The sequence below is a fragment of the Leptospira ellinghausenii genome, assembly GCF_003114815.1.
Taxonomy (GTDB): Bacteria; Spirochaetota; Leptospiria; order Leptospirales; family Leptospiraceae; genus Leptospira_A; species Leptospira_A ellinghausenii.
On record NZ_BFAZ01000008.1, the window covers coordinates 137,143 to 149,808 of the forward strand.

Genomic DNA, 12,666 nt, shown 5'->3' on the forward strand with positions numbered 1-12,666 from the left:
CTATCTCCTTTAGAACTCTTATGATGTTAGGATTTTATTTACTTCCAATAATGGAAATATAATCTTCTGCCCATTTTTTATAAGGCACACATTTTCTTCCACCGGAACAATCTTCTTTTGGAGTTCTCCAGAAAGAGATTTTTTCAAAGTTGTTGAATCCATTCACTGCACAACCTGTATCTCCGAGTAAAGCATTTCCTTTACAAGCAGCAGGAACAGAAGGAACAGATCCAAACCAAGATGCTAAATCACCTTGCACTTTTGGAGAAAGAGAATGTTCCATCCATTTATAAGCACAGTTTACGTGTTTAGAATCTTTGTGTAACATTGTACTATCTGCCCAACCAGTAGCTCCTTCCACAGGAACGATGGATGATACAGGTTGTTTTTCACTCACTAGTAAATTTACTTGGAATGGCCATGTTGAAGAAGCAACTAAACCTTCTTTTTTGAAATCGTCAACTTGGACCATTGCATCATGCCAATATTTTGGAACGAGTTGTCTTTGTTTTTTTAATAACTCAATGACAGCCGTATATTGTTTTTCATCCAATTCGTAAGGGTCTTGGATTCCAAGTTCTGGTTTTGCTACTTTTAAGTAAAGGGCAGCATCAGCGATGTAGATTGGACCATCAAAAGCTTGCACTCTACCTTTATTAGATTTTCCGTCTGGTAAAACTTGTTCTTCAAATACAACGTTCCAACTTGTTGGAGCTTTTTTAAAAACTTTTGTGTTGTACATAAGTACGTTTGGTCCCCATTGGTAAGGAACTCCAAAATGTTTACCATCAACAGTATGCCAAGGAGCATTTTGTAAACGAGAGTCTACGTTTTTCCAACTTGGGATCAAATCAATGTTAATCTCTTGGACTTTTCCACCTGCAACTAATCGAAGTGATGCGTCACCTGAAGCAGTTACTAAGTCAAATCCTCCCTCATTCATAAGTGCTACCATCTCATCAGATGTAGCGGCAGTTTTTACATTTACTTTACAGCCTGTATTTTTTTCAAATTCAGTGACCCAGTCATATCCTTTGTCTGTTTCACCACGTTCAATGTAACCTGGCCAAGCAACGATGGAAACTTCTCCCTCGCCTTGTCCAATTTCTGAAACCTTTGTTTCTTTTTTACCGCAGGTTACCGCAAAAGCGATCGAAAGAACTGCTGTAAAAAAAACCACTCGTTTGTATGAATCGAATTTCATAAACCTATGTGCTCCTGGTTTTACTTATGTCAGGCATTAGATACCAAAAATTCAAAATTAAGCAACCAATTCTGAAGTTTTCAAAAAAAAGGTAGGAATTTTTATGAGGCACGGTTTCTGTGAAAGCGTAGGTTGGCTATGAAATACATCAAAGACAAAGACCTTTTTCGCCAGGAAAATTTCATTGGTGGGGTGTGGTGCCCTGCTGAAAATAAAAAAGAAATATTAGTACATAACCCTGCCACAGGGGAAACCATCGGGAATATCCCGCATGCAACAGAAAAGGACACGCTCCTTGCAATCCGTTCAGCAAAAGATGCGTTTGCAGATTGGAAATCGAGACCTGCCAAAGAACGCGCAGGAATCCTCCGCAAATGGTTCCAACTCATGATGGACCACCAAGAAGACTTAGCTCTCATCATGACACAAGAACAAGGAAAACCTTTAACGGAAGCTAGGGGAGAAATAGCATATGCGGCTTCCTATATTGAATGGTTCGGTGAAGAAGCAAAACGTTCTTATGGAGATGTGATCCCATCACATAGAAAAGATACAAGGATTCTTGTACTCAAAGAACCCATCGGAGTTGTGGGAACCATCACTCCTTGGAATTTTCCAGCGGCAATGCTTGCAAGGAAAGTCGCTCCAGCTCTAGCCGCAGGTTGCACGGTTGTCTCAAAACCATCTGAACTCACTCCCTATTCAGCTCTTGCAATGGCAGTACTTGCAGAACGAGCAGGACTCCCAAAAGGAGTTTGGAATGTGTTAGTTGGGGATCCAATCCTCATTGGCAAAACGATTTTAGAAAGTAAAGAGGTTCGCAAACTTAGTTTTACTGGATCCACAAAAACAGGGATTTATTTGATGGAAAAATCGGCCGCCACATTAAAAAAACTCTCACTTGAGTTAGGTGGGAATGCTCCATTCATCGTATTTGAAGATGCAGACTTAGACGAAGCTGTAAAAGGTGCTATGTTATCCAAATATAGAAACACAGGACAAACTTGTGTTTGTGTGAATCGTTTTTTAGTACATTCATCTGTTGCAGAAACCTTTTCCAAAAAACTTGCTGAACAAACAAAAGAGTTGGTTGTAGCCAACGGAATGGAACCCAATGCAAGCCAAGGCCCCCTCATCAATGAAGCCGCTGTGGAAAAAGTAAAAAATCATATCCAAGACGCAGTCAACAAAGGAGCAAAAGTTTTAATTGGAGGGAACACACACCAATTAGGCGGAAACTTCTTTGAGCCGACCGTTTTGTATCCTGTGAACTCTTCTATGATGGTGACAAAGGAAGAAACCTTTGGACCAGTTTCTTGTATCCAAACCTTCCAAACAGAGGAAGAAGCCATTAAACTCGCAAATGATACCGACTTTGGCCTCGCATCCTATTTTTACACCAAAGACATGGCTCGTATTTTTAGAGTCGCCGAACAGCTAGAATATGGAATGGTAGGCATTAACGAAGGGATCATTTCTTCAGAACAAGTCCCATTTGGGGGAGTCAAATTTTCAGGGATGGGACGAGAGGGCTCCAAATACGGTCTCGATGATTATACAGTAACCAAATATCTCTGCCTCGGAGGAATCAAATGACGGGCAATCAAAAACAAACAAACAAAACTCTATGGGAAAGAAGATTAAAAAACGTTCCACGTGGAGTGACTACCGCCTACCCTGTGTTTGCTGAAAAAGCAAAAAATGCAGAAATTTGGGATATTGAAGGAAAACGCTTCATTGATTTTGGTGGTGGGATTGGTGTTCAAAACACAGGGCATTGCCATCCAAAAGTGGTGGCTGCCATCCACAAACAAGTGGACCAGGTGCTCCACACTGCATTTCAAATTATGCCCTACGAACCCTATATCGATCTTTGTGAAAAACTAAATGCAAAAGCTCCGATTGATGGTGAAGCTAAAACGATTTTGTTTTCATCTGGTGCTGAGGCATTAGAAAATGCAGTGAAAATTGCAAGAGCCGCCACAGGAAGACCCGGGATCATTAGTTTTCTCGGTGGATTTCATGGTAGAACAATGATGGCTCTTGCCTTAACAGGAAAGGTGATACCTTACAAAAAAGGATTCGGACCTTTCTCGAGTGATGTGTACCACATTCCATTTCCCATGGAATACCATGGTGTCACAGAAGACGATTCCATCAAAGCCCTAAACAATTTATTCAAAGCAGACATTGACCCAACTCGTGTGGCAGCTATTGCCATCGAACCGGTGCAAGGTGAAGGTGGATTTTACATTGCGTCTCCTAGTTTTTTAAAAAAATTAAGGGCCATTTGTGATGAACATGGAATTTTACTCATCGCCGATGAAGTGCAGTCCGGTTTTGCAAGAACAGGAAAACTTTTTGCCATCGAACATTCGGGTGTCAAACCAGACCTCATCACAACTGCAAAATCCCTTGCTGCGGGAATGCCACTTTCTGCTGTGATCGGAAAAACATCCATTATGGATTCTGTAGAACCAGGCGGACTTGGAGGAACCTATGCGGGAAACCCAGTCGCTTGTGCTGCAGGGATTGCCGTTATGGATCTCATCGAAGAAGAAGGAATTTTAGAAAAATCAACACAATTAGGAACCATGTTAGTGAAGGAACTAAACGAGATCAAAAAATCCAACACAAACATTGGCGAAATACGCGGGTTTGGTGGGATGGTTGCCTTTGAACTCGTTGAAAACGGTGATGCCAATAAACCTTCTGCTGATATGGCAAAAAAATTAACAACAAAAGCCTTAGAACATGGTCTTGTTTTACTTTCTTGTGGTGTGTATGGAAATGTAATCCGAATTTTAGTTCCTATCACAGCGGAAGAATCAGTCGTGAAAGAAGGTCTAAATATCATAGCAAAATCGTTAAAGGAAATCTAACCTAGGTATGAAACAGTATAAACTTTGGATCGATGGGAAATGGGCAAATTCTACTGGTGGAAAACCGATGGACATCGAATACCCAGCCACTGGAAAAAAAATTGCAACAGTATTAGATGCAAGTGCAGCCGATGTAGACAAAGCAGCAAAAGCTGCTCATAAAGCCTTTTATGATGGTAGATGGTCTGGACTCACACCAAGTGAACGTTCCAAAGCCATTTGGAAATTGGCTGACCTTTTGGAAGAAAAAACAAAAGAGTTTGCAAAATGGGAATCCCTCAATGCAGGAAAACCATACAAAAACTTAAGTTTGGCGGGAGACATTCCTTTTGCCATTGATAACATTCGTTTTTTTGCAACTGCAGCACGAGATGTTCATGGTAGCCGTGCGAATGAATACCAACCTGGTTACACTTCCATCTTACGTAGAGAACCAGTAGGTGTTGTCGGTCAAATTGCTCCTTGGAATTACCCACTTCTTATGGCCGTTTGGAAGTTTGGACCAGCTCTTGCTGCAGGTTGTACAATTATCTTAAAACCGGCACCTGGAACTCCAATCACCACACTCATGTTAGCCGAGTTAACTAAAAAAGCTGGGATTCCTGATGGTGTCTTTAATGTTGTCACTGGTGGTAATGCCACTGGCCAAGCCATCGTGGACCACCCTCTTGTTCGTATGGTATCTCTTACTGGATCGACTGGCACAGGAAAAAATATCATGAAGTCGGCTTCAGATTCTTTAAAACGAGTGCATTTAGAACTTGGTGGTAAAGCACCACTGGTTGTGTTTGATGATGTGGATGTGAATCTTTTTGCACAGAAAGCGGCCTTCGGTGCCACATGTAATTCTGGCCAAGACTGTACGGCAGCAACAAGAATCATCGTTCCCAAAACACTCCAAAAAAAGATCACCGATGCAGTCGTAGATGCAATGAAATCAGTGAAAGTAGGAGATCCATTCAACGATAAAACAGAAATGGGACCACTCATCTCTCTTATCCATAGAGAACGTGTGATGGGATTTATGGATAGGGCGAAAAAACAAGGTGCGAAAATCCTAACAGGTGGTGGGATTCCCAAAGGTTTGGAGAAAGGATACTTTTTTGAGCCAACGGTAATAACAGATGTTAAACAAAACTTTGATATCGTACAAAATGAAATTTTTGGACCAGTCCTTACCATCCAATCCTATGACAAAGAAGAAGAAGCAGTAAAACTTGCCAATGATGTCAATTATGGCCTTGCTTCTTCGATTTGGACAAAAGATGTAGCGCGCGCTATGCGAGTTGCAAAACAATTAGAGTTTGGAACAGTATGGGTGAATGACCACTTACCTCTTGCATCTGAAACACCACATGGTGGTTTCAAACAATCAGGATTTGGTAAAGATCTTTCGATTGAATCGGTTGGTGATTACCTCATCACAAAACATGTGATGGTAGGAGGAGTCTAAAAACTCATTTACGAAAGATAATTCTTTGGATGTCTAATAGATTATGGCATCCAAAGAAAACCAAATTATTTCTTTTTTCCAATGGTTAACTCCTCGTTTCCACCTCCTTGATGACCTAGACAAACCAGACACAGTCGGAACTCTTAGCACGCACAACTCCTACCATTTATGATGCCCTGATTGCTCTTTTTGGAGGTGCGACCGGAATCATTGCCAATACAAGAAAAGAAAAAGGAACTGCCATTGCAGGAGTTGCCATTGCGACGGCCCTCATGCCTCCACTTTGTACCGCAGGTTTTGGACTTTCCCAAGGTAATTGGCAATATTTTTTTGGAGCTATTTATTTATTTCTCATCAATTCTATCTTCATAACAATCGCAACCTTCATATTCGTTCGTTATATGGAGTTCCCAAAAGTGGATTGGGGTTTGTACAAAGAAAAAGAAACCAAAATAAAACTGTATTTAGCCATTTTTTCATTTATTGTGATCATACCATCGGTCTTCACTGCCTATCAAATTGTTCGTTCCTCGTTTTTTAAAGGCAAAGCAGAAGAGTTCATCCGAAAGGAAATCATCACAAACGGAAGAAGGGTTTTAGAAAAGAACATTGTATACGGCAATCAATCAAAAATTGAAATCACATTACTTGGTTCCAAAATTGATCAAACTCAAGAAGAAGAACTCAAAAACAAGTTAAAATACTATTCGCTGGAAGGCACAGAACTTGTGTTACTACAAGATCTTTCTACAACAGGAATGGATAAATTAAAATTCGAAATCCTCTCCGAAATTTACCAAAACCAAATGGACATCGGCAATGTAAATACAGAGAAAATTGCAAAAGAAGAAATGGAAAAACTAAAAGCCTATATCCAATTACGTTGTGGGGAAAAAGAAATCGAACTCATCACAAGGCTTGCAAAATAATGATAAAAATCATCGATGCAGACAATGGAACAGATTCTAGCAAACAAATTAGAATATAATAAACGTTAGAGGAAGTTCCGAGAACTGATTCCGTTAGTTGAGAGCAGCTTGTTTTAGAAACTCTTTAAAGGTATCAATTTCTTTTGTAAAAAAGACAGGCCTTGGAGTTTTTGGTTCTTTTAAAATGAAAACAATCCCTTGGTTGTGTAGGACCACTTGGTCAAGTTCTTCAGGTGTGTACGTATAAGTTACGTTGCCTGAGTGGAACAAAAACTTTCCGTTTTCTTCCCTTAAATTCCCACTTCCCACTCGTTTGAAATTTCGAAGTCCATCTTCCATAACATCCAAATCAATTGAATCCTCACCAAACGTCAGTTTACCTGAATGATCCAAATACAATGTACCTTCAATCGCAAAAAGACTCTCTTTTGGTGGAATAGGCTCTGATTCTAAGTTTCCTAAATCGTTTGGCCGAAGAACCTCTGATTTTTGTACCACTGATGGAGTTTGTTCTTCCTTTTGTGAATCAGAAAGATGTCTGTCTTCCGAAATCGTACGTTCTCTTCGGATACGTTCGTCAAGTTGAGGGGGAACCTGTGGCCTCTCAGGCATCCGAAATTGCCCTTGGTTTAGGGGTTTTCGAGGTTGGTAGGTTGTTTGTTTCGGTTTCCCAGGAGACAGGGCTACGTAAATAAAGCACAGAACTCCCACGAGAATCATTGCGAATGCGGCAAACAACATACTACCTATATTATCTTGCCAAAGTACAAATCCCTTGATTACATTTTTTCTTTACAAGGGTTTTAGAAACGGAAACCTTTCCTTTATGTTCGAAGATGAACCCTCTACTCTCAAAGAAAAAATTTATCGTACCATCATTGCTCTCTTTTTATTCGTATTGGTAGGAACTCTTATCATCACTTTTTTACCAGGTGATGCAGAACAAAGCCTCATCGGAGCCATAACAGGTCAAAATTCCACAAAAGCTGGCTCAATTGCTGGACGCAGTATCCCTGTGGATTACTTCAATGCGGCAAAACGTGATTGTTATTACCGTTACCAACAATACGGAAGGGAAACTGCCCAAAATCCGGAACTTCTCAATTCCTGTGCTTACTCCACTGTGCGTGAAATTTACATAGCCAATGATATTGCATCTGCTGTTGGGTTCCAAGTTTCAGAAATTAGCATCAAACGGGAAATGTCCAAACAAGCCCGAGAAATCCATAAGGAATCGGTGAGCCAAGCTGGTTACGGGGAAGAGGATTCTCGCTCCCTTACTGAAATTTACCAACAAATTTACCGCTCCGCACCCATGAATTACCGCATTGATTCGGCAACCGGTTTTGCTTTGTTTCCTAACTTCTTAGACCAACCTCTCACACCTTCTGAAAACGAAACCGAGATTGAAAGTGAAGCCAAACGTGCCAAAATTTCGTTCCGTTTGGTGGCTATTTCTGAAGTCAATTTGCTCAATGCAGTTGAGGCCAAAATCAACATCACTGACGCTGAATTACAAAAAGAATATGAGAAGGAAAAAAAAGAAGGAACTCTTTCCAAAGACCCTTCTGGGAATTTTGTTAGCTTCGATGTGAGAAAACCCCTCCTCCTTTCCAAACTCAAATTTGACCGCAAACGGAAAGAAGCCGAAGTCTGGAAAACCCGTATCAGTCAAAAAATTTCTGAACCAAATGCATTGGATGCGATTGCAAGTGAATCAGGACAGCCAATCGAAATCGTATCGGGAGCTTCTTTGTCTGATTTAAAACTAGTCACATCGAACCGTGGGAATAGTTACCGATTGGCAAACTCAAGTAAATTTTGGGAATCTCTAGCAAACGACCCATTTAGCAAAAAGACAGTCGTTGGACCTTTTTCAGACAATGACAAACAAGTGTATGTGGAATTTAGTGCCTTAACCTACGGACAACCCACAGCGTCACCAGCCAAAGACCAAGCAGCAGATTTTTTGAAACAAAGACAACTTCTAAGCTTTTTTCTTGAAATAAACCAGTCCTTAGCAGCAGAATACAACGTAGAGAAAAAAGGCCTTCTCTCTTTAGAATAATGCAAATCAAAGCCGACTTCATCAACCCATTCCTGGAAGCTGCGACCATCGTATTCCGCGATGTTTTACAACAGGACTTAATCCGAGGAAAAATTGGGATCAAAGATTCCCCTGCACCTAGCCATGAGATAGCCATAGTCATTGGAGTTGTTGGATCCTTCAGTGGTGAAGTCGTTTATAGTATGAATTATGATGCGGCTTATAAAATTTCTCGCAAACTTGTGCCAGGTTTGTCGGACGAAGATGTTAAAAATGAATACAAAGACATCCTCGGTGAGATTGCCAACATGACAACAGGGAATGCTATGAATATCTTTACTTCAGCTGGTCAATCTGTGGAAATCACAACACCAAATATCCAAGAATCACAAAGTACTTCTGTCCGATTCAATAAAAAACCAACTCTTTCCATCAACTTATACTCCAAGTTTGGAAGGATCGAAGTGAACGTTGCCATCGCATGATGGCAAATTGTTTTTAAGCTTTTTTCGTAAATAGAACTTAACTTAAATAGAAGAACCAAGGACCCGTAATCTCTCTCGGGTTTCCTTTCGAAAGTCATAACCAGGTTTTGGATTTTTTCCATCAATTCCGTTTAAATACAATTGGTAGTATTTTAAGGAACGTTCCAAATCTCTTTCATCCCAACTGCTCTCGTAAATTTTACCTAAATAATAATGTGCTGGCAAAAATTCTTCAGATTCTTTGAAGTTTTTGATCACATTCACCAATTGGTGGGCCGCCGATCGGAATTCTTTTTTACGAATTAACAAAATCGCCATCGCATAATGTGCCCTAGGTGTGAGTTCTGGGTGTTTTGGAAATTCAGTGACCAACTTCAGATATTCTTTGTAAGCTTTTTCTTCCGAATCAGGATTCCCAATCCGATCCAAAGATCTTGCTAACTCAAATTGAGTTTTAATTTTTAGATCAGGATCTTCTTGTTTTTCGACTAAACCTGAGGATTCTTTATCCTTTCCATCTAATCCAAATAAGTTGGTGTTCTCAGTGCGAGAGTATTTTGCAGAATCACCTTCTTTATTATAAGAATCGGCAAATTCTTGTTCAGCCGATTTTTTCTGGTCTCTGGAAAGGTATGCCTTACCTTTTTGAAACGAAGCTTTGGAAGGATCGATCACTTCCTTCTTTTTTTTCTTTTTATCTTGAACCTTTGGTTCTTGAATTGGTCCTGATGTTGGTAAAGAAGTGTTAATGGAAACTTGGTCTTTAGAATTGGAAGGAACTACACCTGAGTTTGTGGGTGTTTGTATATTGTTTCCATTTTGATTGGAAACAGTCGAAGATTCCTTTGGTTTTGTTTGGATGTTTGCAGAAGAAGGTGCAGTATTGAATTCATCAACATTCGGATTTGTTTCTTTCCAAGTTTCAGGAAAAGGTAAAAAAATCTCAGGAGGTTCAGCTGTAATCGGGTGAAAAATACAAACAGGAAAAAGGAAGAAAGCAATGGTTAAAACTAACCATTGTTTTTCAAACCAGTATAAACATTTGGTTAGACAATTCATCGGAGGTCTTTTGGAATCCGTTCTAAACTTCTTGGTTTTCCAAAACCTTCTTTTGATTCAGGAGGTTTAGGCAGTTTTAAAGTTTCTAAATTTTTCTCTTCGTTTTTTTCCTTCACTTTTTTTTCCAATTCAGAAACACGAGTTAACATTTTTTGCATCCTAACCTCATCATCAGATGCTTGAGATGGTTCTAAACTATCTTTTGGAGATACAGGTTGTACATCAATAGGAGAAGGGATTAAACCATCACCTGACGGAGTGTAAATGGGAGGTACAGATGTATCTTCTGATTTTCGATTTCTAAAATCATATTCTTTTCCCAAAAACTCTTGTTCTTCGGGAATCGTATCGTGTGTGTATCCATTTGATTCTCTTTCACTGAGGAAATCAAATTGCATCCGGCGATTGGATTCATATTTTAAATCTTCAGGGTCCGACATTCGAACATCTTTGCGTTTACGATTGTAATCCCTTTCAATTTCCATAATGAACAAACTGCGTGTATCTTGTGCTAACTGTTGTCCTTGTGGTTTGGCATTTTCCCATCCATTGGACCATCCAATGTAAATCGCCATAATCAGAAAAAAAACAAAAAGAGCGATGGCGATTTTTTTGAGTAAATCTTGGACTTGAGGGGGGATTTTATCCACAAGGCCATCGACAGCCCCCATCATTTTTTGTGTGTCTACATTGACTTTGGGTATATTGATATTCTTGATGTCCACAGATTCACTCTTCCAAAATTTTAAAAACTACCCTTCGGTTCACAGCTCGGCCTTCTTCCGTCGCATTGTCTGCGATGGGATTACTTGGCCCGAGACCAATCACAGAAATCCTCGCCTCTTCTATTTTATGTTTAGACTTTAAATAAACGGCAACTGAATTTGCACGTTCCAAGGACAACTTTTGGTTGGCGACTTTTGTACCAACATTATCCGTATGGCCTTCGATGAGTACCTTTAAATTGGAGGTTTTTTTCAAAATTCCTGCCAATCTGTCAAGTTCTGGTTCAGACTCTTTGGCAAAGTCTGCAGATCGAAAGGCAAAAAACAAATTGTTCATCACAATTTGATTTCCTCTCCTTAGTTTCGGTAAAACGAGTAAAACAGTTTTCTCTTTATCTTCCTTTTCTTTTCCCAACAAATTAAGGTTTTGTGAGACAGGTAAATAACCTTCTTTTTCACCGTAAAATCCATAATTTTCATCATAAGGTAAAATCAGACTAAACTCACCTGTAGTTGGATCACTGATGGTGGACCCAATGGTTTTTTTCTTTAAGAGAGACTCATATTGGACAAATGCAGATAGCGGTTTTCCTTCTTCATCTACAACTTTCCCTTTGATCACCATAACAGGATCTGGTTGAAAATGTTGTGGGATTGCTGCCATAAACAACTCACCCTCTCTTGATACATAGGCCCAGTTCCCAACAGCAGGGATACTAAAAAAGTTAACGCCTCTTAGGTTAGGAGACAATTCCTGTGGTTCCGACCATGTTGTCCAAGAATCACCATTTCTCCTTGCAATAAAAATAGAAATCCCTTCTTTTCTTCCGGAGGAAGAGAAATACAAGGTACGATCATCAGGTGCAAGAAAAGGAGCCATTTCCTCTTCTCCTGTGTTTAAGGTATTTCCTAGGTTAATTCCATCTTCAAAAATTCCTGCTTCGTTTTGTAAACTCACATATAAATCGAGTTTTCCAAAATTTTTTTTCTGTTGGGCCGAATAAATCAAAGTTCTACCACTGGAAGACAATGCTGATCCACCAAATACTTGTTGGTTGGGATTATCTGCTTTTTTGTACCAATTATAAAAACTTGGGAAATGGATTGGACTTGGTAACGACCAACCAGTTTCCGTTTTACGAGTTTTATACAAGGGTGCTCTATTTTGGATTTTTTCTGATCTTTCTTTGTATTCGTTTTCTAATTTAGTGAGAACAATATGAAATTCTTTGGCATTGGCTGCTTCTCTTGTTGCCAATTGCGATTTTTGTGTCATCTCACGTTTGAGTTGATCGAGTAATTCATCCTCACCAAAGTTTCCAAATACAAAAAGTTCATTCCCACCTGGCAAAGCAGAAATCACGGCCGAAGGATAACGGTTGTTTAATGGAGATGGCAATTGTTCACCTGCCATCCAAAACCCAAATTGGTCTCGTTTTGATGCCCAAATTTTCTGAGTGGACCTGCCCCCTTCTCTCACAAGGGCAGTCCAAAATAGTATTTTCCCATCAGGAGTACATTGTGGATTAAAGGAGAATAACCCTTGTGTTACATACCTTGGGATTTTTTTTAAGGTCCAATCAGGAGTTTTTCCCGTTTCAAATGGTTCAATTTCATAGCGAATGGGTGAACATCCATCCCCTTGCACATCGCATAACATCCGTACTTTTTTCCCACTTAGATAAGCGAGTTCTTCCTGTAAGGTTGTACTCGTGATGCGGAATACTTGTTTTTCTGTTCGCAAAAGATGGCCTGTATTGATGAGGTCTCCCTCCAAAACCTGGATTCCATTTTTTATACTTTGCGAACTGGTGAGTCCGCTCCCAAAAAGGAAGAGAATGATGAGTAGAATCCGTGCCATACCATACGAAATGTCGGTTGA

11 protein-coding genes are annotated in these 12,666 nt (G+C 39.9%); 6 read left to right on the plus strand and 5 right to left on the minus strand.

The window, feature by feature from the left end:
- Nucleotides 1-34: 34 nt before the first annotated feature.
- Nucleotides 35-1,204: an ABC transporter substrate-binding protein gene (locus DI076_RS07830; RefSeq protein ID WP_108959382.1), complete on the minus strand. Its 1,170-nt coding sequence runs from the start codon at nucleotides 1,202-1,204 to the stop codon at nucleotides 35-37.
- A gap of 138 nt (nucleotides 1,205-1,342) precedes the next feature.
- Between DI076_RS07830 and DI076_RS07835 the strand changes: the two genes are divergently transcribed.
- The 4 genes from DI076_RS07835 (at nucleotide 1,343) to DI076_RS07850 (ending at nucleotide 6,468) form a co-directional block, all read left to right on the plus strand.
- The gene (locus DI076_RS07835) at nucleotides 1,343-2,800 is read left to right on the plus strand and encodes an NAD-dependent succinate-semialdehyde dehydrogenase (RefSeq protein ID WP_108959383.1); all 1,458 of its coding nucleotides are present in this window, start codon (nucleotides 1,343-1,345) and stop codon (nucleotides 2,798-2,800) included.
- Entirely contained in the window at nucleotides 2,797-4,086 is a 1,290-nt protein-coding gene (gene gabT, locus DI076_RS07840; RefSeq protein WP_108959384.1) for a 4-aminobutyrate--2-oxoglutarate transaminase, read from the plus strand. The genes DI076_RS07835 and gabT overlap by 4 nt, the downstream gene beginning before the upstream one ends.
- A 7-nt stretch (nucleotides 4,087-4,093) precedes the next feature.
- Nucleotides 4,094-5,539 (plus strand): gamma-aminobutyraldehyde dehydrogenase, encoded by a 1,446-nt coding sequence (locus tag DI076_RS07845; protein WP_108959385.1) that lies wholly within the window; start codon nucleotides 4,094-4,096, stop codon nucleotides 5,537-5,539.
- A gap of 179 nt (nucleotides 5,540-5,718) precedes the next feature.
- Nucleotides 5,719-6,468 (plus strand): DUF389 domain-containing protein, encoded by a 750-nt coding sequence (locus tag DI076_RS07850; RefSeq protein ID WP_245918347.1) that lies wholly within the window; start codon nucleotides 5,719-5,721, stop codon nucleotides 6,466-6,468.
- Between the two features lie 93 nt (nucleotides 6,469-6,561).
- Here DI076_RS07850 and DI076_RS07855 read toward each other — a convergent pair whose 3' ends face one another.
- Nucleotides 6,562-7,209, minus strand: coding sequence for an LIC_11490 family protein (locus DI076_RS07855; RefSeq protein WP_108959386.1), 648 nt, complete (start codon nucleotides 7,207-7,209; stop codon nucleotides 6,562-6,564).
- An 85-nt stretch (nucleotides 7,210-7,294) separates the two neighbouring features.
- Between DI076_RS07855 and DI076_RS07860 the strand changes: the two genes are divergently transcribed.
- Together DI076_RS07860 and DI076_RS07865 are read left to right on the plus strand one after the other, a co-directional pair.
- The gene (locus DI076_RS07860; protein WP_108959387.1) at nucleotides 7,295-8,536 is read left to right on the plus strand and encodes a hypothetical protein; all 1,242 of its coding nucleotides are present in this window, start codon (nucleotides 7,295-7,297) and stop codon (nucleotides 8,534-8,536) included.
- Nucleotides 8,536-9,000, plus strand: a complete 465-nt coding sequence (locus tag DI076_RS07865; RefSeq protein ID WP_108959388.1) for a chemotaxis protein CheX — start codon at nucleotides 8,536-8,538, stop codon at nucleotides 8,998-9,000. The genes DI076_RS07860 and DI076_RS07865 overlap by 1 nt, the downstream gene beginning before the upstream one ends.
- A gap of 42 nt (nucleotides 9,001-9,042) precedes the next feature.
- On the opposite strand, the gene DI076_RS07870 is transcribed toward DI076_RS07865, so the two are convergent.
- The 3 genes from DI076_RS07870 to DI076_RS07880 are packed head-to-tail and all read right to left on the minus strand — an operon-like array spanning nucleotide 9,043 to nucleotide 12,645.
- Nucleotides 9,043-10,059, minus strand: coding sequence for a tetratricopeptide repeat protein (locus tag DI076_RS07870; RefSeq protein WP_245918329.1), 1,017 nt, complete (start codon nucleotides 10,057-10,059; stop codon nucleotides 9,043-9,045).
- The gene (locus DI076_RS07875) at nucleotides 10,056-10,784 is read right to left on the minus strand and encodes an LIC_11485 family protein (RefSeq protein ID WP_108959389.1); all 729 of its coding nucleotides are present in this window, start codon (nucleotides 10,782-10,784) and stop codon (nucleotides 10,056-10,058) included. The genes DI076_RS07870 and DI076_RS07875 overlap by 4 nt, the downstream gene beginning before the upstream one ends.
- 4 nt (nucleotides 10,785-10,788) lie before the next feature.
- A complete protein-coding gene (locus DI076_RS07880) occupies nucleotides 10,789-12,645 on the minus strand; it encodes an OmpA family protein (protein ID WP_108959390.1) in 1,857 nt (618 codons plus the stop codon).
- Nucleotides 12,646-12,666: the final 21 nt, after the last annotated feature.